General features: G+C 53.5%; 17 protein-coding genes. 12 read left to right on the forward strand and 5 right to left on the reverse strand.

What is annotated here, in order from left to right; all coding sequences use genetic code 11:
• Window positions 1–55: 55 nt before the first annotated feature.
• From PRIO_RS03405 to PRIO_RS03425, 5 genes are all read left to right on the forward strand, one after another.
• A complete protein-coding gene (locus tag PRIO_RS03405) occupies window positions 56–601 on the forward strand; it encodes a DUF1697 domain-containing protein (protein ID WP_020427461.1) in 546 nt (181 codons plus the stop codon).
• Between the two features lie 950 nt (window positions 602–1,551).
• Window positions 1,552–3,732 carry a glycosyltransferase family 39 protein gene (locus tag PRIO_RS03410; RefSeq protein ID WP_046501115.1) on the forward strand — a complete coding sequence of 727 codons (2,181 nt, stop codon included), beginning with the start codon at window positions 1,552–1,554 and terminating at the stop codon, window positions 3,730–3,732.
• 90 nt (window positions 3,733–3,822) lie between these two features.
• Window positions 3,823–4,809 (forward strand): glycosyltransferase family 2 protein, encoded by a 987-nt coding sequence (locus PRIO_RS03415; RefSeq protein WP_020427463.1) that lies wholly within the window; start codon window positions 3,823–3,825, stop codon window positions 4,807–4,809.
• Window positions 4,810–4,829: 20 nt separating this feature from the next.
• Window positions 4,830–5,762 carry a UTP--glucose-1-phosphate uridylyltransferase GalU gene (gene galU / locus PRIO_RS03420; RefSeq protein ID WP_046501117.1) on the forward strand — a complete coding sequence of 311 codons (933 nt, stop codon included), beginning with the start codon at window positions 4,830–4,832 and terminating at the stop codon, window positions 5,760–5,762.
• Between the two features lie 321 nt (window positions 5,763–6,083).
• Complete coding sequence (locus PRIO_RS03425; protein WP_046501121.1) at window positions 6,084–7,538, forward strand: transposase; 1,455 nt, start codon at window positions 6,084–6,086, stop codon at window positions 7,536–7,538.
• Between the two features lie 474 nt (window positions 7,539–8,012).
• On the opposite strand, the gene PRIO_RS03430 is transcribed toward PRIO_RS03425, so the two are convergent.
• From PRIO_RS03430 to PRIO_RS03440, 3 genes are all read right to left on the reverse strand, one after another.
• Complete coding sequence (locus tag PRIO_RS03430) at window positions 8,013–8,579, reverse strand: FAD-dependent oxidoreductase (RefSeq protein ID WP_020428251.1); 567 nt, start codon at window positions 8,577–8,579, stop codon at window positions 8,013–8,015.
• Between the two features lie 199 nt (window positions 8,580–8,778).
• Window positions 8,779–10,338: a sensor histidine kinase gene (locus tag PRIO_RS03435; protein ID WP_020428250.1), complete on the reverse strand. Its 1,560-nt coding sequence runs from the start codon at window positions 10,336–10,338 to the stop codon at window positions 8,779–8,781.
• Window positions 10,335–11,021, reverse strand: a complete 687-nt coding sequence (locus PRIO_RS03440; RefSeq protein ID WP_020428249.1) for a response regulator transcription factor — start codon at window positions 11,019–11,021, stop codon at window positions 10,335–10,337. Before PRIO_RS03440 ends, PRIO_RS03435 begins: the two co-directional genes overlap by 4 nt.
• A gap of 469 nt (window positions 11,022–11,490) precedes the next feature.
• Here PRIO_RS03440 and PRIO_RS03445 point away from each other — a divergent pair, with 469 nt between their 5' ends.
• From PRIO_RS03445 to PRIO_RS03455, 3 genes are read left to right on the forward strand one after another with little or no spacing between them, the layout of a single operon-like run.
• Window positions 11,491–12,654 carry a glucose-1-phosphate adenylyltransferase gene (locus PRIO_RS03445; RefSeq protein ID WP_020428248.1) on the forward strand — a complete coding sequence of 388 codons (1,164 nt, stop codon included), beginning with the start codon at window positions 11,491–11,493 and terminating at the stop codon, window positions 12,652–12,654.
• Window positions 12,655–12,678: 24 nt separating this feature from the next.
• A complete protein-coding gene (gene glgD / locus PRIO_RS03450) occupies window positions 12,679–13,782 on the forward strand; it encodes a glucose-1-phosphate adenylyltransferase subunit GlgD (RefSeq protein WP_020428247.1) in 1,104 nt (367 codons plus the stop codon).
• Window positions 13,783–13,829: 47 nt separating this feature from the next.
• Complete coding sequence (locus PRIO_RS03455) at window positions 13,830–16,262, forward strand: glycogen/starch/alpha-glucan phosphorylase (RefSeq protein WP_020428246.1); 2,433 nt, start codon at window positions 13,830–13,832, stop codon at window positions 16,260–16,262.
• A gap of 121 nt (window positions 16,263–16,383) precedes the next feature.
• On the opposite strand, the gene PRIO_RS03460 is transcribed toward PRIO_RS03455, so the two are convergent.
• Window positions 16,384–16,866: a GAF domain-containing protein gene (locus PRIO_RS03460; RefSeq protein ID WP_020428245.1), complete on the reverse strand. Its 483-nt coding sequence runs from the start codon at window positions 16,864–16,866 to the stop codon at window positions 16,384–16,386.
• Window positions 16,867–17,106: 240 nt separating this feature from the next.
• On the opposite strand from PRIO_RS03460, the gene PRIO_RS03465 reads away from it, so the two are divergent.
• The 3 genes from PRIO_RS03465 (at window position 17,107) to PRIO_RS03475 (ending at window position 19,669) form a co-directional block, all read left to right on the forward strand.
• Window positions 17,107–17,406, forward strand: coding sequence for a hypothetical protein (locus tag PRIO_RS03465; protein WP_020428244.1), 300 nt, complete (start codon window positions 17,107–17,109; stop codon window positions 17,404–17,406).
• 158 nt (window positions 17,407–17,564) lie between these two features.
• Entirely contained in the window at window positions 17,565–18,116 is a 552-nt protein-coding gene (locus tag PRIO_RS03470) for a GNAT family N-acetyltransferase (protein ID WP_020428243.1), read from the forward strand.
• 44 nt (window positions 18,117–18,160) lie between these two features.
• Window positions 18,161–19,669, forward strand: a complete 1,509-nt coding sequence (locus PRIO_RS03475) for an MDR family MFS transporter (protein ID WP_046501124.1) — start codon at window positions 18,161–18,163, stop codon at window positions 19,667–19,669.
• Between the two features lie 141 nt (window positions 19,670–19,810).
• Here PRIO_RS03475 and PRIO_RS03480 read toward each other — a convergent pair whose 3' ends face one another.
• Window positions 19,811–20,278: a MarR family winged helix-turn-helix transcriptional regulator gene (locus tag PRIO_RS03480; protein WP_020428240.1), complete on the reverse strand. Its 468-nt coding sequence runs from the start codon at window positions 20,276–20,278 to the stop codon at window positions 19,811–19,813.
• 332 nt (window positions 20,279–20,610) lie between these two features.
• Between PRIO_RS03480 and PRIO_RS03485 the strand changes: the two genes are divergently transcribed.
• Complete coding sequence (locus PRIO_RS03485) at window positions 20,611–21,909, forward strand: MFS transporter (protein WP_020428239.1); 1,299 nt, start codon at window positions 20,611–20,613, stop codon at window positions 21,907–21,909.
• The last annotated feature ends 102 nt before the right edge of the window (window positions 21,910–22,011 follow it).

Raw genomic sequence — 22,011 nt, forward strand, 5'->3', positions numbered from 1 at the left:
TTCCAAGACAGGTCAAAATCTCTCTGATCTGGACATTAAGGGAAGAAGGTGCGTTATGAATACATATATTGCGCTGCTGCGCGGCATCAACGTGGGCGGCAACAAAATCATTAAGATGCAGGCTCTGAAGGCCATGTTCGAATCGCTGGGATATAGCCGGGTGCGCACCTATATCCAGTCCGGAAATGTGGTGTTTGAGAGTAATGAAGCCCAGGCCGCTGAGCTTGAGGCTGTGATTAGCGCGGCAATCAAGGAGACATTCGGATTTGATGTCAGCGTGATGATCCGCACGCTGGAGGAGCTCGAGGCAGCGATTGCGGGCAATCCGTTTGAGCCCCCTGCGGAAGAGGGTTACAAACGCCTGTATATTTCCTTCCTCGCTGAGGCGCCATCGAAAGAGGCGCTGGAGAAGCTGCGCCCCTATGAGGAGGGTGCGGACAAGCTCCATGTTGCGGGTAAAGAGATGTACACGCTGTATGAAGTGAGCGCAAGCCAGTCTCCATTATTCAAGGTACAGCTGGACAAGCTCCTGGGAACCTCCATTACCGCACGCAATTGGAACACGGTGAATAAGCTGGCGGCAATGGGACGGGAACAGTAGCGGATAACGGGTGTCTTTTATAGGCATAAGCACGGCCCCACGTTGTGGGGCTTTTTTAAAAGTGCACATAATTTATACTAATTCACCGTACCGTATAAGGGTCTGGGGATCAGTCCACCCGGAGGGGCAGACTACAGGGTCTCTAGGCTATTTATACGTGGAAAACGGCTGCGCTGCCCGGTAATGGGCGGTGCAGCCGTTTTGTTCATGTATAGGTAACTATGATTACTTCTGCCTATGGATAAATTATGCATAAAGTTATGGAATAAATACCTTTGGACGGATTTGTAACGAACAACGGCAGAAATGCCGTTGTTAGAGAGCCGAGGGCTGGTTTGCCTGGAAACAACGGCAGAAATGCCGTTGTTAGAGCAGCCAAGGCCGGTCGCCCTTATCTTGGAAACTATAAATGTGAGGGACCAGCCGGTCTAGATCTCCTTATTCCACCTAGTGCTTGCCCACCGGCTTCTTCGCAAGTGCTAGGTGGAAAAAGGGATCTTATTTTTCTGGAAATTCAAAAACTAGGCAATTTAAGTGGAATAAGGAAACTTAATTGAGCTATATTCCTCATCCAATGGCGAAATGAGCAGAATTAGTTAACCTTTTTCCACTTCACCTGCGGAGAACAGGGTAGTGTCGGGCCAATTTAGGTCCATTTTTCCACTTGGAATTGCCGCAGGATTCATAAGGGTACGCCAGGCAACGCTAAACTGAAACCAAAAGCGGCTACGTCATCCAGTCAAGGACGGCGTAGCCGTTTTGCATCTTGCGAAAAGAGCTGGAACAAGGCTGCACTGTTGAGCTTTTTGCCGCTTCAGCATTCAGCAAACATTCAGTTTGATTTCATTATCAGTTAAGGTAGGGATGCCATAATACTCCTAAGCAAAGATGCACCGGGGATTGAGCACCGCCGGAGCAATACACGGATGGATCGATGGGAGTGGAGAGTAATGAAATGGGTAAAAAAGCTGGGTTCCGATGTTATACTGCTGGGCGTACTGCTGCTTGCAGCCTTTCTGTATGGCTATGGAATCTGGAATGATCAATACGCAAATACCTACTATACGACTGCGGTGGGAAGTATGCTCCAGAGCTTCCATAACTTCTTCTTCGCCTCACTGGACTCGGCGGGTTCGGTAACGGTTGATAAGCCGCCGGTTACCTTCTGGATTCAGACGCTCAGCGCGCTGATCTTCGGACTGCATGGCTGGAGCGTGATCCTGCCCCAGGTGATTGGCGGCATGGGTTCGGTGCTGCTCGTATACCTGCTGGTGAAGCCAACCTTTGGCCGCGCGGCAGCGCGTCTCGCAGCCTTGGCAATGGCGACCACACCTGTGGCTGCCGCCGTGAGCAGAACGAACAATATCGATGCCATGCTGGTGTTCACGCTATTGCTGGCGGCATGGTTTCTCTTCAAGGGGACGAAGCGAAACACAACGGGCAGCCTTCTAGCTGCATTTGCTCTAATCGGCGTTGGCTTCAACGAGAAGATGCTGCAGGCATATATGGTACTTCCGGCATTTTATCTCTTTTATCTACTGGCAGCCAAAGTGAACTGGAAGAAAAAAACCGGCGTGCTTGCTGCCTGCACCGCAGTACTGCTGGTAGTTTCGTTGTCCTGGGCGGTTATCGTGGATTCGATCCCGGCCAGCAAACGGCCTTACATGGGCAGCAGCGGCACCAACTCTGTGCTCAATTTGGCTTTTGGCTACAACGGGGTAGCGCGCCTGACCGGCGACCGCAGCACGGGAGGCAGCGGTGGAGGCGGCTTCCCTGGCGGCGGAGGTGGCGGAATGATCGGCGGAGGTGAAATGCCATTCTGGAATGGCGGGGAAATGCCGGCCATGAACGGAACAGGCGGTCAAGACGGCCGAGGCGGCACGGGAACAATGAACGGAACAGACGGTCAGGCCCAAGGGCAGCTGCCGGGAGGCGCTGGAGGCGAACAGGCAGACGGAGGCCCGGATGGCCGCGGCCAGGCTTCAGGTGGCGGCGGGATGCAGGGGCAGATGCCGGGAGGCAGAGCGGACGGTGAAGGCGGGCAGGGCGGAGACCGCCAATTCAACTTCGGCCAGGGCGGCCGGGGCGGGATGAACGGCGGCGGAATGTTCAATACAGGCACAGCCGGTCCGCTGCGCTTGTTCCAATCGGCGTTGTCCGGTCAGGCCAGTTGGCTGCTGCCCTTCCTGCTGTTTGGCTGCATCGGGATTTTTGCCAGCCTGCGCAGACGGAATTTTACCCAAGAGCATAAAGAAGCGATATTCTGGCTGGCCTGGCTGGTACCTGTTATGGGATTCTTCAGCATCGCCGGGTTCTTCCATCAGTACTACCTGATTATGATGGCTCCGCCGATCGCGGCACTGGCCGGCTCCGGCTGGCTCCGGCTCTGGACTTATTATAAGGAACGTGCAGTCTGGCTGTCCTGGCTGCTTCCGGTGGCCACGCTTGCTACAGCGGTCTTCCAGTGGTACATCATTCATCCGTATGACAGTACCGTTGGCAGCGGTTGGTCCATAGGTGTCCTGGCTGGAGGGATTGCAGTTACTGTGCTGCTGCTGGCGCTGCGGATATTCAAAGGGCAGCGGCAGCGGTTCGTACATGCCTCCGCTGTACTTGGGCTATTGGTGCTGCTGGTCGGACCGCTGTACTGGGCGCTTACGCCAATTACCTACGGCTCGAACAGCATGACACCGGCGGCAGGTCCGGACAGCAGAAGCGGCTTTGGCGGCATGGGCGGGGGCGGCAGAAACGGCACCACGGGTGTCAACGAGAAGCTGCTGGCCTACCTGAAGGAGCATAATACCGGCGAGAAATATTTGTTCGCTGCCATGGATTACGGAACGGCAGGCCCTTATATTATTGACAACAATGAGCCGGTCGTGATTCTGAACGGATTCAACAACTCGGACGTGCCCTATACCACTGAAACGCTGAAGGCCCTCGTGGCGAGCGGCAAAGTGAAATACTTCCTCGTGACTACCGGCGGCATGGGCGGTGGCGGCGGACGCGGAGGCAATTCTGAAATTACCAACTGGATTACCGAGAATGGGACAGCAGTTCCGGCTGAAGAATGGCAGGGCACAGTGACAGGCGGCAACGAAGGAACCTTGTATGAGGTGACTGTTCAGTAAGTTGGAGATCAACAATTGTTACAGGAAGCGCACTTAACAGAATTTTAGTGTAAGGTGCGCTTCATTATTAAATCTAAGGAGGAGCTGCTCATGAGTACACACGTGCGCTATTCCGTAATTATACCGATGTATAACGAAGAGGCTGTGATTCAGGAGACGTACCGGCGGATCAAAAAAGTGATGGGGACGACGGGAGAGGCTTATGAGCTGCTCTTCGTCAATGACGGGAGTACGGACAACTGTGCGCAGATGATTGAGGAGTACACCTACTGGGATGAGAGTGTGAAGCTGATTGATCTGTCCCGCAACTTCGGCCATCAGATTGCTATAACCGCCGGTATGGATTATTCGCTGGGGGATGCGGTGGTCATCATCGATGCCGATCTGCAGGACCCGCCGGAACTGATTCTGGATATGATCCGCGAGTGGAAAAACGGCTATGAGGTTGTGTACGCCAAACGGATCAAGCGGAACGGCGAATCCCTTTTCAAAAAGTGGACAGCAAGCCTCTTCTACCGGGTGCTGCGTTATTCCACGGACATTTCGATTCCGGTAGATACCGGTGATTTCCGTCTCATTGACCGCAAGGTGTGTGAGGAACTGAAACGGCTCCCGGAGAAAAACCGCTTCGTGCGCGGACTGGTCAGCTGGGTCGGCTTCCGCCAGAAGGCTATCGAATATGAACGTGACGAACGGCTCGCCGGGGAGACGAAATATCCCTTGAAGCGCATGATCAAGCTGTCGCTGGATGGAATCACCTCCTTTTCCTACAAGCCGCTGAAGCTGGCGGGCTATCTGGGAGGACTCCTCTCGGGAGCCGGATTTTTGTACCTTATGTACGTGCTGTATCTGGCGCTGTTTACGGACGCAGCCGTTAAGGGCTGGGCCTCGATGATTGGCATTACTCTAACGTTCAACGGATTTGTGCTGATTATCCTGGGCATCCTGGGCGAGTATGTCGGCCGGATCTATGATGAGACGAAAGGGCGCCCGCTCTACATTGTCCAGGAATTTTACAGCGGCAGGAAGCAGCAAAGTGCAGCCGAGCAGAGAGTAGCGCAGCTTAATAAATCATAAGGCAGAGGAGTGGGTCCATCGTGAAAATCAGAAAAGCCGTGATTCCCGCCGCAGGCCTCGGCACGCGTTTCCTGCCAGCCACCAAAGCCCAGCCGAAGGAAATGCTGCCCATAGTAGACAAGCCGGCGATACAATATATTGTGGAGGAAGCGGTGCGCTCCGGCATTGAGAGCATCATTATCGTGACCGGCCGCAACAAGAAGTCGATTGAGGATCATTTTGACAAGTCGGTAGAGCTGGAGCAGACCCTGTTGGAAAAAGAGAAACTCGACTTGCTCCGTGAAGTGCAGGCCATCAGCGGACTGGCGGGTATTCATTATATCCGGCAAAAGGAGCCGCTTGGCCTGGGACATGCAATCTCCTGCGCGGAGCAGTTTATCGGCGGCGAGCCGTTCGCGGTCCTGCTTGGCGATGATATCATGGTCTCCGAGCCGCCAGCGCTGCTGCAGATGATGAAGCTATACGAGCAGTCCGAACAGACGATAGTTGGTGTGCAGCCGGTGCCAAGGGCAGAGGTGAGCAAGTATGGAATTATTGCTTCAGGCGGCGCGGTGAGGGGCGTACATGTGGTGAGCGGGCTGGTGGAAAAGCCTTCGCCGCAGGCTGCGCCTTCGACGAATGCCATCATGGGACGTTATATCCTGAAGCCTTCTATCTTCTCTGTGCTCAGTAAGCTTGAGCGCGGAGCCGGCGGCGAATATCAGCTGACAGATGCGCTGCATGAGGTATGCCGGAATGAGGGGCTGCTGGCCCTTGATCTGCAGGGCAAACGCTATGATATCGGCGACAAATTCGGCTATATTCAGGCTACGCTGGAGATGGGCCTGGAGCGTGAAGAGCTGCGCCCGCAGCTCGTGCCATATCTGAGGGGGCTGCTTGGCAGCTTGGAAGACGGAACAGAATCCTTGTGTGTACCGCAGACTCAATCTGGATTGAGCTTGTTAAACCAGTGAAAAGAACAGTCACCGTTAATGGAAAAAGGATCACTAATCGAACTCGTTCGGCTCAGGGAGCATCCTATGTTGGAAAAAGTACCACTAATCGAACTCGTTCGGCTCAGGGAGCATCCTATGTTGGAAAAAGTACCACTAATCCGGGCGAAAGCGGCCGGATGGGATGAATATGGGCAAATTAGGTGTACAAAAGAGACAATTTCATAATTCAAAACCCTTGCTAGGATTGGTTTTTTTGAGCATAGAAAAGGGAGTACCTCCCCAAATCTCGAAGATATAGGTGACCAAACCAACATCCGAGAATGAAAAGAGGTAATCCCCATGTATTCTATTCGGCAAGAAGAGCTGTTTTCCTTTGAGGATTTGTTGCTGATGCGACCGGAAGATAAATACAGTCAGATCTTTGAACACTTAAATCTCGCTCCGGTCTTGCACGCGCTTGGAAAAAAGAACAACCGTGGGCGGCCGGAAGAACTAAACGTACCCGCGATGATCTACTCGCTGCTCATCGCAAAAATGGAGGGCATCGAGTTTGTATCCGCGTTGGTCCGGCGACTTCGATTCAGCGAGGAATTTCGGGTGCAGTGCCGGTTCACCGGTTCCAACCGCATCCCGAGCGAAGCCTCGTACTCCCGTTTGATTCATGTGCTTGAGCAAACGGGCATGCTCGAGGACCTTCAGGATACTCTGGTGCTGTCCGCCCTGGAGGAAGAGTTCGTTACGGGTATGCATCTCGCTTTGGATTCCTCTATCGTTGAGGCTTGGGATAGCCTATTTAGCGAAGCTGCATCCAAACGCCGCGCGGCCCGCCGTGCTAAAAAGCCAAGTGATGCTCCGGTGGCTCAGCAGCTGCAGCTAGAACTCACCGAGCCCGAGTCCGAGCCTGTGGACGAGCGGCCCAAAAAACCCGTCTACCCGCCTGGACGTCCTTCTGCTGAAGAAAAGGAACGTCGGCGCAAGGAACGGGAAGCTTATGAAGAGAGCCTAGGACCGTTTGAGAAAACCATTGAACAGATGCTGCCCTACACGTACGATGAATTGCTTGCAGCATTACCCCGGCATGCCGCGCGTTGTGACAAGAAAAATGCGAAAGGTAGACTTACCAGTTATTACGGGTTCAAGGCAAATCTGCTGGTCGATGCGGACTGTCAGTATATTCTTAGTGGCTTATGGAGTTCGGCGAATTTGAATGACCAGCGCATGGCGGTTATCCTTCTCAAAGGCCTGCTCCTGAAGTTTCCTAGGTTAAACGTAAAGCATGTCTTGGGAGACAAAGGGTACGACAGCGCAGCCATCTACCAGTTGATTCATTCGTTAGGCGCCTATCCTACGATTCCAATGATTCACCACAAAGAGCCGCCCAAGGGAATGAACTCGGACTACAATCCCGTATGCTCACAGGGGCATACCTACCGCTACGACAGTTTTGATGCCAAGTACGAAACGCTGAAGTATACCCAGCCGAGCCAGTGCAAAGACTGTCCACTTTCCGGTTCCGGCTGCCAAAAGGTGTTTAAAATCCGCATACAAACGGATTTACGCAAGCACACCTATCCCGCAAGAGGTAGCGAGAGCTTTACAGAGCTGTACAAGAAGCGTACGGCAGTGGAGCGAGTTTTTGCATATCTTAAAGAGTATTTTGGCATGAAACGTACGCGTCACCGCGGCGTCCGGGCAAGAGTTGATTTCCAGCTCAGTACACTAGCTTACAATCTCAGCAAGTTTGCGCTAGACAAGTTAAACCAGCGGTTACGCAACTCCCAGCAAGTGGCCTGATTTTTTAAAAAATGACCTTAGATTTTGGCCGAGTCTTGCTATTCAGCAAACTGAATTATGAAATTGACTCCAAAATCCCACTAAAACCTTCTGCAGCCAGAATTTCAGCTGATTAGGTTTACTTTTTCCACTTATATAGAGTGAACTTAAGATATTAACATTAGGGACTTCGTCGGGATTCCGGAGAATGTTTGGACTTCCGGCCGCTGTTGTCTGCAGATTTCTTGATTGTACCGTTGTTCGCGGTAGAAATCCGCAGACAAAGGCGGACGCTACCGCTCCTACAGTTCCAAACTTCCCCTCCATCCCTTTTCCCTTTTGTTAGTTTTTCAAGTTCACTCTATATAGCTGCAGTCTCCTGTGAGCTTTATGGTCCAATCCTCTGATGAACAGTGATGCCCAAGAAGGCCAGCCGGAATCGATCCTCCGGCTGGCCTTGGCATGAATGGGGCATATCTTTTTGTATACGGCAGCCTAAGCCTTCAACAGGTCATGATCCACGTATCTTGCACCGTTCAGTTCGCTGATAATATTAATGGCAACCTTTGCGCCGTCTCCGGCAGTGATAATCGCATGTACGCTTACTCCAGCTACCGTTCCTGCTGCCCAGATGCCTGCGATGTTGGTTCTGCCTTCCGCATTTACGGCTACAACCGTCTTGATTCTTGGCTCTGTGCCATCCTTTGTTTCCACTCCGGCTTTGGCGGCCAGATCGGTCATCACACCCGTTGCCAGAATCACATGCTTAGCTTCATAGGCAGCTCCGCTTTCGCTCTCGATCACGAAGCCTTCGCCCTTTGCAGTAAGATTCACTGCTTGGTCTGCCACTAGTTCCGCTCCGAACTTGACAGCCTGCTTATGGCCGGTCTCTACAAGCTCCGGTCCGCCGATTTCGGCAATCCCGTAGTAATTCTCGTACCATCCTCTGCGCGTCATGCCTTTGTCGTTGTCGATCAGCAGCGTTTTTTTGCCCGCCTTGGCAGCGAACAGGGCTGCGCTTGCACCGGCAGGACCGGCTCCAATGATGGCGATTTCATACATACATTTAACCTCCTAAAAGTTTTGTGAGCTTAAGCATCACCCGAACCGCTACGTACAAAACTTGCTTCGGAAGCATAGGCTTAAGTTTTGTGAGCTTAAGCAACATCCGAGCCGCTTCGTACACAAACCGCTCGGGATGCATACGCATAAGTTGTGTGCGCTTGTACTTACTATTATAACGTTAATAATTCTTGTTTAGCTACTCAACTGAACGGGGAAGAGTAACCCTGAAGGTGGTGCCTTCGCCGGGACGGCTCTCGACACGGATACCGCCGTGATGGGCATCCACAATGGATTTGGTAATGGACAGCCCGAGCCCCGAGCCGCCGTATTTGCGCGTGCGCGAAGAATCGCTGCGGTAGAACCGTTCAAACACATGGGGAATGTGCTCAGCCGCGATCCCGGAGCCATTGTCCTGCACCGCCAGTTCAGCTTCCGTGCCCCGGGCAGTCAGGCTGATATGAATAGTTCCCTTGTGAGCATCGGTATGTTGTACCGCATTCTGGAATAGATTTAGAATCACCTGCTTTAGCTTGTCGGGATCGTACATCCCCCGGATGCCGGGCGAGATATCGAAGGTAACCCTGCGGTCTCCGGCAAGCATGAGAAGCTGCGGCTGCATCTCGGCGATGATCTCTCCCAGCATCATGCCTTTGATATTCAGCTGCGGCGCTCCATCCATGCGTGCCAGAAGGAGCAGATCCTCTACCAGCTTGTTGATCCGTTTGGATTCCCCGTGCATGCTGGTCAAGGCGCCCATTAGCTGTTCCCTGTTATCAGCAGCTCCGCGCAGCAGCACTTCCAGGAAGCCGTGAATCGAGGTCAGCGGAGTCCTGAGCTCATGGGAGGCATCCGCTGCAAAACGGCGCATCTGCTCCTTGGCTTCACGTTCATTATGAAAAGAAATCTCCAGCCGCTCCAGCATCCCATTAAAGGAGCGGGACAGCTTGTCGATCTCCGTCTGCCCCTGGTGTACGGGGAACCGCTCGCTGAGATTGCCTGCATCGATGATCTCCGCAGCTTCCCCCATGTTGGAGAGGGGAACCAGCGTTTTGCGCAGCGCAGGCAGATACAGCAGCAGTCCGGCCAGCAAGGCCACCACCGACAGCGCAGCAAAAATCAGCAGCTGCTGCATGATCACATCCTTCAGCGGTCCCGTGCTTACACTCATCTGCAGCAGCATTCTGGCCTCCTGCGGCTTGCCGAGATTCATGAATACGGCCAGATGCTCACTGCCGTCCGGTGCCGCCATGAGCCGGTAGCCGCCATTCGCCTTGTCCGTGGTGTGCTTCAGCAGATCATTGTATTCGGCATCGGTTAATCTTGGAGCAGGAGAATCAGACAGCGTCTCTTCCTGGAAATCCTTAAACCCCCCGTCCGCGCTGTATACAGCTATAGTCGTATGGGCATCCAGCAAAAGGGGCCTTCTTCCGGTGTTCCGCAAATTGCCGGGGGGGCGATTTCCGGGGCTTCCCGTATCCGGGCTGCCGGCTTCCCCGCTGCTCATCCCGGATGCATCGATGCCGCCGGCACCCCAAGCCGGCGGGCTGCTAAAAATCTCGCGCGGAACGGAACGGATCTGGGTTTCCATGGACTCCGCCCGGTTGGAGTAAATGAAGTCGCGCATGAGTACATACTGGAGCACACCAATTAACAGCAGCAGGCCGGAGAGAATCAGCAGAGAAATGACCAGCAGCTGCTTGCGCAGGGAATGCGGGGCAGGCAGACTGCCGAAAAAGCCTGTGATGCGGGCAATCATACCAGATCCACCCGGTATCCGGCACCGCGCAGCGTGCGTATGATCCGGTGGTCTTTATCGCCCAGCTTTTCGCGGAGGGAGCGGATATAGACCTCAACGATATTTTCCTCGCCGCCAAAGTCATAGCCCCAGACCTTGTCCAGAATCATCGGCTTGCTCAGCACCAGGCCATGATTGATGACGAGGTATTGCAGCAGCTCATATTCCGTTGGGGACAGCTCCAGCACTTCGTCCTTGTGGCGGATTTCCTTGCGCCGGCCATCGATGCGGAACGGTCCGCACCGCACTTCGCCGAGCAGTCCGGGGAACTGGTTGCGCAGACGCGCCTGAATCCGGGCCAGCAGCTCATCGAAGCTGAACGGCTTGACCATATAGTCGTCAGCCCCGATGGACAGACCTTTAACGCGGTCATCCACTTCATCCTTGGCTGTAAGCATGATGACGGCGAGTTCCGATTCTTCCGAACGGAGATAGCGGCAGAGCTCAAATCCGTCCATTCCCGGCATCATCACATCCAGAATGGCCACATGGGGCTTGAAATCGGCAGCCACGGCAATTGCGCTGGCCCCGTCCGGCGCCGTCCTTACTTCAAAGCCCTCATTGATCAGGCCCAGCTCCAGGAACTGGAGAATGTGGGGCTCGTCATCCACGAGCAGCAGTTTTACACCTTGGGCAGCCTTCATGCATTGTTCCTCCAAACCACTGATAGTTAGCTACATTATGACATACCAGAATGAATGTTTGCTGAAGATGGAACCATTAATTTGATGAAAGGATTTGAAATAGTCTTTCACAGTTACTCATAATGGTTAATCTAATTTATACGGGGATTTTAATGCTATTAATAAGAAATTTAGTTGGAATTTAAAAGTTTTCGGATGAAGCAATAAAGGGTTTTGACGGCGGCTATAGAACACTTTACAATAAGGATACTATCCGGTCTGAGGAGTCCTCTTCAGGGCCGGAAATAAGTCCCATTCTATGAGTTTCCCCCGTTTTTGACCTTATCTATTCCTATCAAGCACGCTTCTTCCGCTACACTTCTTTCTGGAATTTCTATTTCTGCACTGGGTTAAATCTGCGCTGCATTATTCATCATCCAACCTAATTGATCAACATGCTTCAATACCCATAAGTCAAGGAGGCTCTTCCATGAAGAAAAAAGAAATGGTAGCCATGCTATTAGCGGGAGGCCAAGGGAAAAGATTGAAGGGGCTGACCAAATCGCTTGCCAAGCCCGCTGTCTATTTTGGGGGAACCTACCGGATTATTGATTTCCCTCTGAGCAACTGCTCCAATTCGGGAATTGATACCGTGGGCGTGCTGACGCAGTATGAGCCGCTTGTGCTGCATTCTTACATTGGGGTAGGCAGCGACTGGGATTTGAACCGCAAGGATGGCGGGGTATTCGTATTGCCGCCGCATGAACGGGAGAACGGGAGCAGCTGGTACCGGGGGACGGCGGATGCGATTTACCGCAATCTGAAATTTGTGGATCAATTTGATCCGGAGCATGTGCTGATTTTGTCCGGCGACCATATCTACAAGATGGATTATCACGCTATGCTGCAGTACCACAAGGCCAGAAATGCCGACTGCACCATATCGGTCATCGACGTTCCGCTGGAGGAGGCCAGCCGTTTTGGCATCCTTAATACGGAGGAGGATCTCAAGATCTACGAGTTCGATGAGAAGCCGGCCAAACCGAAGAGCACGCTGGCCTCCATGGGAGTCTACATCTTCAAATGGGAGGTGCTCCGCAAGCATCTGCTAGAGGATGGGGAAAACTCCGGCTCGTCCCATGATTTTGGCAAAGATATCATTCCGCTTATGCTGGCGGACGGCCAGTCCTTATATGCGTACCCTTTTGAAGGGTATTGGAGGGATGTAGGTACTGTTGCCAGCCTGTGGGAAGCGAACATGGATCTGCTGAGCGATACGCCGCCCCTCAATCTCAATGATCCGGACTGGCGCATCTTCACCCGCAACCCGAATCAGCCGGCACAATATGTGGCTCCGGGAGCGAAGGTATCGGGCTGCATTATTAATGAAGGCTGCATTGTCCATGGAGAGGTGAAGCATTCGGTGCTCTTTTACGGTGTGGAAGTGGGTGAAGGCAGTGTGATTACGGATTCTGTCATTATGCCGAAGGTCAAGATCGGCAAGAACGTCAAGATTCACAAAGCCATCATCAGCGAGAATACGGTCATCGAGGATTATATGGAGATCGGAATAGAACGGGAGAATGAGGATGAAATTCTGCTGATCGACAATCGAAGCAAAAAACGCCAATCTGTTGCAGCCAAAACCATATAACCAGCAGAAGACAGGGGGATTCCGATGAAAGAACTCATGGGCGTCATCAATCTTGACCATGAACTGGACCAATTAAACGAGCTGACCTATTTCCGCTGCGGTGCGGCTGTGCCTTTTGCCAGCCGGTACCGGCTGATTGACTTCGTTCTCTCCAACATGATGCGTGCCGAGCTGGAAAGCGTAGGGCTGTTTGTCCGCCGCAAATACCGCTCGCTCATGGACCATCTCGGCGACGGCAAGTCGTGGGACATGAACCGCAAGCATGGCGGGTTGTTCATTTTACCGCCCGACTGGAATGATCCGACGGATACTTCCCTGGGAGATCTGCAGCATTATCACAACAATCTCGATTTCTTCAAGCGGGCTTCAGCCAAATATATCGTATTCTCCGGCAGCCAGCACATCAATACCGCAGACCTCCAGGAAGTGTATCAATATCACTTGGAGAAGGGTGCTGACGTCACGCTGGTGTACAAGAAGATTGAAGAGCTTCAGCCGGAGCATGATCCGTGCCTGCGGGTTGAGGTCGATGAAGACAGCAATGTGACGGAGATCCATCAGGAGAAGGACCATCCCAATGTGTATCTGGATATTTTTATTATGGAGAAAAAACTGTTCCTGGAGCAGGTCGAATACTGCATCGCCCATGGGGAAAGCTACTTTTTCCGCGATGCCATCCAGAAGAACCGCCACAAGTTCAAAATCGCCGCTTATGAATATACAGGCTATCACGCCGTGATCAATTCGCTGGAGAGCTATTACAAGAACAGTCTGAACCTGCTGCAGCAGGATAATTATTTCGGACTCTTCAAAGAGAACCCGGTCCAGACGAAGATAAAATATGAAGCCCCTACCCGCTATCTGGACAGCGCCGAGGTCAGCAACTCGCTGGTGGCCAATGGCTGCATCATCGCCGGAACCGTGGAGAACAGCGTGATTTTCCGGGGGGTACAGATCCGTAAGGGCGCGCGCATCGTCAATTCTGTAATTATGCAGAAATGCGTGATTGAAGAGAATGCCGTGATCGAGAATGTTATTATGGATAAAGATGTGCATCTGAGCAGGGAACGGATACTTGTCGGGGACAGCAAACGTCCATTTGTGATTGCCAAGAGCAGTAAGATCTAAGCACAAGCCTGTCTACTAAAAAAGCATTTGTTAGGAGGAAACCGCTGTTGTTCAACGATAAAGAGACTTTTAAAGAAGTGTTCCGCAAGACACTCATCGGAAAACTGGGCAAGCCGCTGGAGGAAGCATCGAACGCCGACATCTATAATATTCTCGGCAACATGATCCGCGAAGATGTGGGGAAGAACTGGGCGGAGACCAACCAGAAGTTCAAGGCCGATAAGGATAAGCAGGTATACTATTTTTCCATGGAGTTTCTAATCGGCAGACTTCTCGGCAATAACCTCCTGAATATGGGCGTGCTTGAGGTTGTGCGTGACGGACTGGCAGAGCTGGGATTCTCCCTCCGGGACGTGGAAGAGGAGGAAGCGGATGCGGGGCTTGGCAACGGCGGTCTGGGCCGTCTGGCTGCCTGCTTCCTGGATTCACTGGCTTCCCTGCAATATGCAGGGCACGGCTGTGGCATACGTTATAAATACGGCCTCTTCGAGCAGAAAATCGTTGACGGGTATCAGGTGGAGCTGCCCGATTACTGGCTGCAGAATGATAACGTATGGGAAGTAAGACGGGAAGACAAACAGGTGGAGGTGCGGTTCTGGGGGCATGTCGAGACGGACGAAGTGAACGGCGAGCTGGTCTTCGAGCATAAAGACTATGAAGCCGTGCGCGCAGTCCCTTATGATGTCCCGATCATCGGGGCAGACCGCAGACATGTGAATACCCTGCGCAACTGGAGCGCAGAGTCCATCACCCAGCCTTCGCGGATGTTTGGTTCCCTGGCCGGAAGTGACTACCACAAATTCCTGGAATATAAGCGCTCAGTGGAATCGATCTCGGAGTTCCTCTATCCGGATGATTCGCAGTATGAAGGCAAGCTGCTTCGCCTGAAGCAGCAGTACTTCCTGTGCAGCGCCGGTGTGCAGAGCATCCTGCGGACCTTCAGCAAGACAGGGCTGGGCATTGAATCACTGCCGGACAAAGTGGCTCTGCATATCAACGATACGCATCCCACACTGGTCATTCCGGAGCTGATGCGGATACTGATGGATGTGAACGGACTCGGCTGGGATCAGGCCTGGAGCATGACCACCCGGATGGTCTCCTACACCAACCACACCATTCTCAGCGAAGCGCTGGAGAAATGGCCGATCGGCATGGTGCGGGAGCTCCTGCCGCGCATTTTCCTCATTATCGAGGAGATCAACGCCCGCTTCTGCGGCGAGCTGATGAGCAAATATCCGGGGGATCAGAACCGGATTAATCAAATGGCCATCATTCATGATGACCAGGTGCGCATGGCCCATCTGGCCATTGTAGCCAGCCACAGCGTGAACGGGGTGGCTGCGCTGCATACGGAAATTCTGCAGAAGCGCGAAATGCGCCTCTTCAATGAGATGTATCCGCACCGCTTCAACAACAAAACGAACGGCATCACCCACCGGCGGTGGCTGCTTCATGCCAACCCTGAGCTGGCCGGACTGATCAATGAATCCATCGGCACGCGCTGGGTTCATCATCCGCAGGAGATGATCGGCCTGATCAAATACAGCGAGGATGCATCCTTCCAGCAGCAGGTGGCCGGCATTAAACGCCGCAATAAGCAGCGTCTGGGCGAGTACATCTTCAGCAAGCACGGGATTCAGGTAGATCCCGACTCGATTTTTGATGTGCAGGTAAAACGTCTGCATGCCTACAAGCGCCAGCTGCTGAATGTGCTCCATATTATGCACCTGTACAATCAGCTTAAGGATAACCCTTCCATGGATATGGTGCCGCGCACCTTTATCTTCGGAGCCAAGGCCGCGCCAAGCTATCACCTGGCGAAGCGGATCATCAAGCTGATCAACACAGTCGCCGATGTCGTCAACAAAGATCCGGAGATCAAGGGTAAAATCCGCATCTTTTTCCTCGAAAATTATTCGGTGTCCCTGGCGGAGAAGATTATTCCGGCTGCCGACGTCAGCGAGCAGATCTCCACAGCCAGCAAGGAGGCCTCCGGCACCGGCAACATGAAATTCATGATGAACGGTGCGCTGACCATCGGAACGATGGATGGAGCCAATGTGGAGATGCATGAGATGGTCGGGGATAACAACATGTTCCTGTTTGGCTTGCGTGCCGAGCAGGTTATGGATTATTACCAGTACGGGGGCTATCATGCACGTGATATTTACAACGGGGACGGCCGTGTGAAGGAAGTGCTGGACCAACTGGTTACGCCGGGTCCCATCTGCTGCAATACCCAGGAATTCGATACGCTGTACCAGTCGCTGATTGACAATAATGACGAGTTCTTCGTACTGAAGGATTTCGCTTCTTATGTCGAGACCCATGTCAATATTGATCTGGCCTACCGGAATCAGAAGGAGTGGCTGAAGAAGTCCATCATTAACATCGGGCATTCCGGCAAGTTCTCCAGCGACAATACCATTGCCCGCTATGCATCCGAGATCTGGAACATTAATCCGGTGCAGCTGTAGGCAGAACCTCCGGGTATCGATCGGGGGGAAGGACTTGTCCCGTCACCCGGCACGCAAAAAGGCTCTCACCAGCGCAGATGATTCTGAGCGGTGAAGGCCTTTTGCCTGTTCGGAAAAGAAGTCAGCGGATAACTTCGGCAACCATTCCGGCGAACCTTTCCAGGAAACGCCGTTCTTCATCATCGAAGCGGTGCTTGATCGGACTGTCGATATCAAGTACACCCAGCAGGCGGTCGCCTTGGACCAGCGGGACGACGATTTCGCTATTGGAAGCCTCGTCACAGGCAATATGTCCAGGGAAGGCATGCACATCGCCGACGACCAGTGTGCGGCGCTCGCTTGCGGCTGTGCCGCAGACGCCCTTGCCCAGCGGAATCCGGATACATGCGGGCAGGCCCTGGAAGGGGCCGAGCACCAATTCTTTGCCGTCGAATAAGTAGAAGCCGGCCCAATTGGTATCCGGCAGAGAAAATTTGAGGAGTGCGGAGGCGTTGGCCAGATTGGCAATGGCATTCGGCTCGCCTTCCATCAGTGCGCCGAGCTGGCTTAGAACGGATTCGTACCGCTCGCTGCGTGTGCCGTCATAGGGCATGGCTTGAAACATGAAGCATCACCTTCCTGTACGATAAGTCAGCATAAATCCATAACTGTAACTAACAACATAGTACAGCCCGGCGGGATACGTCAAGCATTCCGGGGATTTTAACAGAATGTATAAATTTTACACCGGCAGTTTGGGGGCAATACCCCGCTTATCTGGCAGATTTGGATCATGTTTCCGAAATCTCTCCACAGGGTAATGCTGTTATAAATACCTAAGGCTTCAGGCCGGAAGGAGTGGAATATGCGCGCCGATGTACAAAACTTGTTCATAGGAATCCACATGCTGTACCATGCCCATGAGAAGGACCTGACACTGACAGAGATGCTGCCGGAGCTGGAGAATCTGGGATACCGGGTGGCGGAACGCGAAGTGAAGCAGGAGCTGGAACGGCTCTCTCAGGAGAATTTCCTGACTGCCCATGGAGAGGCATACAGCCTTACCGGCACGGGAATTGAGGAGTTCAAGGCCATCCAGGACAAGCTTAAGGTGCTGTGCACCGAGGTGTTGAAACCAGTCAAGGCCGCGGGAGCTTCGGGATAACGCCGGGGCTGCGTCAGAATAAGACAGCGTCTGTACCAGGTGGCGATCATGCCCCTTGGCAGGCGCTATTTTTATGCAGACAGAAAGTGGGCACACTTCACCTCAGAGAAAGGCTTTCATTTGATGTATACTAAGAAGGTTGAAGGAGGACGATCGCTGTGTATGTATCTGGTGGAGTAATTCCGGACCTGCCGGGAAAAAAAGTAAAACTGCGTCCGCTGGAAGCGGGACATGCGGCTGCGCTGTACTCCGTCTGGTCCCATCCGCAGGTTAACCGCTGGCTGGCTGCGCCGCTGCTGTCTTCACCGGAGGAAGCTGAACAGCTGATCGCCGTTCTCCTGCAAATGTCCCGTGAGGAAGAAAGCCTGCGCTGGAGCATCATCGGGCCTGAGGGGGGCGTAATCGGCAGCTGCGGCTATAACAGCTGGCAGCTTCAGGGTGCTTACCGGGGAGAAATCGGCTGCGAGCTGCTGCCCGATTACTGGGGATTGGGCTATATGCGGGAGGCGCTGGAACTGCTGCTGGACTATGGCTTCGCTGTGATGGGCCTCAACCGGATCGAAGCATTCTGCCATCCGGACAACCTCCGGGCACAGCGGCTGTTTCAGTCGCTCGGATTTCAGCGGGAGGGGCTGCTGCGTGAATACCGGCATACGGATGCCGGATTCCAGGATGTTGTCCTGTATGCATTACTGCGCGGCTCCAGATGATGAAGTTTTTGTTCTGATACATAGAGAGAGAGGATTTGGATTCATTGATATCACCAGGAACAAAAGAACGTAAGCTTATCTTGACCGGCGTGCTGCTGGCTACCTTTTTGGCAGCAATTGAAGGGACGGTTACCGGGCCTGCCGGACCGGCTATCGTGGGAGATTTTCAGGGGATGCAGTGGCTGAGCTGGATCTTTACCGCCTATTTGCTGGCCATGGCAGTGACAACGCCCATTTTCGGCAAGCTTAGTGACTTGATGGGCCGGAAGCCGGTGTTCATCGGCGGTGTTGCTGTTTTTCTATTAGGCTCGCTGCTGTGCGGTGTGGCTCAGAGTATGGAGCAGCTGATCGTGTTTCGCGGTCTGCAGGGGATCGGAGCGGGCGCACTGATTCCGATGACTTTTACCATTATAGGGGATATTTACAGCATTCAGGAACGGGCCAAAACCCAAGGGCTGCTGAGCTCCGTCTGGGGGATTTCATCGCTGGTAGGCCCGCTGCTTGGCGGTTATGTTGTGGATTACTTGAGCTGGCGCTGGGTATTCGTATTCAACCTGCCCTTTGGTCTGCTGTCCATTGTCTTCATCTCCCGTTTTCTGAAGGAAGAAAACGTACGGCGCAAGGCGAAACTTGATTTGCCGGGCGTGCTGCTGTTCGCTGCGGGGATGGGGGCCCTTCTCTTCGGGCTGACGACCGGGGGCCAGAACCTGCCGTGGACTTCTCCGTTGCTGCTGTTTCTGTTAGCAGCTTCCGTTGCGGTATTGGTTATTTTCTGGCGGGTGGAGCGCCGTGCCTCTGAGCCGATGCTGCCGCTCGGGCTGTTCTCCATCCGTAATATCACTGTGTCTACCGGGGCCAATCTGCTTGTCAGCACGCTGATTATCGGATTGACCACCTATGTGCCGCTGTGGGTGCAGGGAGTATCCGGCGGGAGTGCAGCCCTATCGGGTCTGCTGCTGGCTCCGATGTCGGTAGGCTGGGTGCTTGGCTCGTTCGCTGGCGGGAGAATGATTCTGCGATCCGGTTCCCGGCAGACGGGCGTGCTGGGTCTTTCATTAATTGTGCTGGGGGCCGGCGGCCTGATATTTATGACTGCAGAATCCCCGCAGCTGCTGCTCCTCGGCCTGATGCTGGCCTGTGGAGTGGGTTTCGGTTATGCCTCCATCGTATTCACTATTATTGCCCAATCCTCCGTTGAACATAGCCAGCGGGGGGCCTCTACAGCGCTGAATACCTTTACCCGTTCACTTGGACAGACGGTGGGAGTCGCGATTTTTGGCTCCTGGCTGAATTTGAATGTGAAGTGGCAGCTGGATGGGGCGCCGGGCTCTGCTGAAGCTGGCACCGATATCAACCAGCTCCTTCATCCACAGGGGGAGAGTGCGCTTTCAAGTGAAGCCTGGGGCAGCCTGAAAAGCGCGCTGGAAGGCGGTCTGCATTCGCTGTTCATCGTGATGGCAGTGTTCGCTGTCTTGTCGCTGCTGATTACTATGGGCCTGCGTAAAGGCTTGCCTTCATTGAAGGAGGAGCCCGCTGCTCAGAAGGAAGCCTAAGTTATAGCGCTGGACAAGCTGTAAGAAGCACACAAAACCGGCTGTGTACTCCCTTGAACAGGAGGGCACAGCCGGTTTCTGTCTGTAGAAGAAGGGATGCCCGTGAACGTGAAACGATTCACAACCCTTGTGGCCTTAATTCTACTTGCGGGGCAGCGGCGAAAGTTTCTCTGCCTGCAGGCCCATCTTCTTAAGCAGGGTAATCATCTGTTCCTTCTCTTCGTCGCTAAGACCGCTAAATGCCAGATGCAGCCGTTCGGAATATTTCGGATACATTTCATTCATGAGGCGTTCGCCCTCTGAGGTCAGCTCGGCAAAGATCACCCGCCGGTCGCTTGGGCAGGGCTTGCGCTGCAGATAGCCGCGTTCTTCCAGCTTGTCGATCACGTACGTAACGTTGCCGCTCTGGAGCAGCAGCTTGGCACCGATCTGCTGAATAGGCTGCGGACCCTTGTAGTAGAGGACTTCCATGACAGCGAAGGCTGTAGGATTGAAGCCTTCAATCTTGCTGCCGGTTACGGCATGCTCATTAATGCTCTTGAAGGACTTGGCAAAAACCCGGTACAAATGCAGTGTCAGTTGAGTGTCGCGTTCATAGGATTGTATCATGCTTCTCCACCTCTATTGTTAATCGTGCGGGCTGGCCCGTACGGTTTGGAATCCTAGCTTTGTTGATCTAGCTTTACAATACGTCAAAGAATGGATAATGAACATGTGATTTGTCACAATGAGCACACTTTTAATTATTAAAAATCAAACAATTTTTTGACTGTGCATAAAAATGGTGAACATTCTGGCTGCATTTTCATCCGACTCAGGAAGGAGAGGGGGTTAAGCCTCTGGCACAGCAGGCAATTACAGCCGGGGTTCGATGAATCCTCCTTTGCAATTCCTTATTATGGTTACAGTAGATAACCAATCGTACGGGGAGTGGACAAAGGATGAAAGAAAATCAGGAAAATGTCACAACGGCAGTGAAGCTGACATCGAATAAACCGTTTGTATTGCTGATTACCGCGCAGCTTGTATCCAACATCGGAGATTGGCTTCACATTCTGGCCTTGCTTACCATGGTCGGGCTGAAATGGCAGGCTTCGCCCTGGGAGATTACAGCCGTCTCCTTATGCATGGCAGTGCCGATGCTGCTTGGCGGTCCGTTCGCGGGATATCTGAGTGATAAGGTGGACCGGAAAGGGATTATGATCGGGTCTGATCTGGTACGTGCCGGGATTGTGGCTTGTCTTGTATTTGCCGGTTCGCTCTGGCAAGTCTATGTATTGCTCCTGGCGAAGGGAGTTATGGACGTGCTGTTCTCTCCGGCCAAAAGCGGCAAGCTCAAGGAGCTGGTGCCGCCCGGACAAATGGATCAGGCTGTAGCGCTAAGCTCTTCTATCGAGCAGATCACCAAAATTATCGGCCCTGCCCTTGGGGGGCTGCTCGTTGCGGCTGTCGGCATTTCGGCCTGCTACTTCATTGACTCGGTGAGCTACATTGCTTCAGCGGTTATCCTGCTGGGACTCCCGCGCGTGGGGATGTTCAAGACCGGCCGGCCGAATGAGGACGGAGACACTGCCCGCCCATCCTTCCGCAAAGAAGCTGGTGCGGGATTGCGGCTGATCGGCAGCATGCCCGTAGTGCTCAGTGGAGTCGTGATGATTGTCGCCGCCCTGCTGGTGCTTCAAATTGCCGATTCCCAGACGGTTACTCTGTTCCGGGAAATTCCGGGAGTGAACGCCGATTTGCTGGGCTGGTGCGTGGCCGCCAGCGGTTTTGGCACCCTGCTCTCTGCTTTGGCAGTGGGACGGTTGGGAAGCGGCAAACATCCGCTGGTGTTTATGGGAACGGGAACTCTTCTCATGGGCTCTGTGTTTGCGGGTGCAGCCCTCGTGACGGTCACCGGGCAGGCAGGCTTCTGGATGGATACGATGCTGTTCGGCTCGTTTGTTCTCGCCGGGGTGGGTGCAGGCTTTGTGATTATACCATTCAACTCGATGCTGCAGCGCCGGACGCCCGAGGCCTACACCGGCCGGGTATTCGGAATCGTCGGCAGCCTGACGAGTGCGGCGGTTATTCTTGGTCCGGTAGCCGGCGGTGCGCTGGTCACAGCTTCCGGACCGGCCACAGCATTCTTAGTCTCGGGTGTGCTGTCTGCGCTGCTCGGAGCGGCGGTCCTCTTCCTGCGGACAGGAATCGAAAACCGGGACCAAGCGGCGCAAGAGCTTCAACAGTCCGCGGCTTAACTCTGCTGTCGTCTGAACTAGGCTGGTACACGCTGGCTGAGGGTGATATGATATGATCGGATTACCGGAGTGATCCGGCACTACCAAAGCTATTATTGTTTA

It is taken from the genome of Paenibacillus riograndensis SBR5, assembly GCF_000981585.1.
Lineage (GTDB): Bacteria > Bacillota > Bacilli > Paenibacillales > Paenibacillaceae > Paenibacillus_AQ > Paenibacillus_AQ riograndensis.

What these genes read in the sequence shown, in the direction of transcription:
- PRIO_RS03405 (WP_020427461.1), top strand. Translation starts at nt 56, where the DNA reads ATGAATACATATATTGCGCTGCTGCGCGGCATCAACGTGGGCGGCAAC.
- PRIO_RS03410 (WP_046501115.1), top strand. Translation starts at nt 1,552, where the DNA reads ATGAAATGGGTAAAAAAGCTGGGTTCCGATGTTATACTGCTGGGCGTA.
- PRIO_RS03415 (WP_020427463.1), top strand. Translation starts at nt 3,823, where the DNA reads ATGAGTACACACGTGCGCTATTCCGTAATTATACCGATGTATAACGAA.
- PRIO_RS03425 (WP_046501121.1), top strand. Translation starts at nt 6,084, where the DNA reads ATGTATTCTATTCGGCAAGAAGAGCTGTTTTCCTTTGAGGATTTGTTG.
- PRIO_RS03430 (WP_020428251.1), bottom strand. Translation starts at nt 8,579, where the DNA reads ATGTATGAAATCGCCATCATTGGAGCCGGTCCTGCCGGTGCAAGCGCA.
- PRIO_RS03435 (WP_020428250.1), bottom strand. Translation starts at nt 10,338, where the DNA reads ATGATTGCCCGCATCACAGGCTTTTTCGGCAGTCTGCCTGCCCCGCAT.
- PRIO_RS03440 (WP_020428249.1), bottom strand. Translation starts at nt 11,021, where the DNA reads ATGAAGGCTGCCCAAGGTGTAAAACTGCTGCTCGTGGATGACGAGCCC.
- PRIO_RS03445 (WP_020428248.1), top strand. Translation starts at nt 11,491, where the DNA reads ATGAAGAAAAAAGAAATGGTAGCCATGCTATTAGCGGGAGGCCAAGGG.
- glgD (WP_020428247.1), top strand. Translation starts at nt 12,679, where the DNA reads ATGAAAGAACTCATGGGCGTCATCAATCTTGACCATGAACTGGACCAA.
- PRIO_RS03460 (WP_020428245.1), bottom strand. Translation starts at nt 16,866, where the DNA reads ATGTTTCAAGCCATGCCCTATGACGGCACACGCAGCGAGCGGTACGAA.
- PRIO_RS03465 (WP_020428244.1), top strand. Translation starts at nt 17,107, where the DNA reads ATGCGCGCCGATGTACAAAACTTGTTCATAGGAATCCACATGCTGTAC.
- PRIO_RS03480 (WP_020428240.1), bottom strand. Translation starts at nt 20,278, where the DNA reads ATGATACAATCCTATGAACGCGACACTCAACTGACACTGCATTTGTAC.
- PRIO_RS03485 (WP_020428239.1), top strand. Translation starts at nt 20,611, where the DNA reads ATGAAAGAAAATCAGGAAAATGTCACAACGGCAGTGAAGCTGACATCG.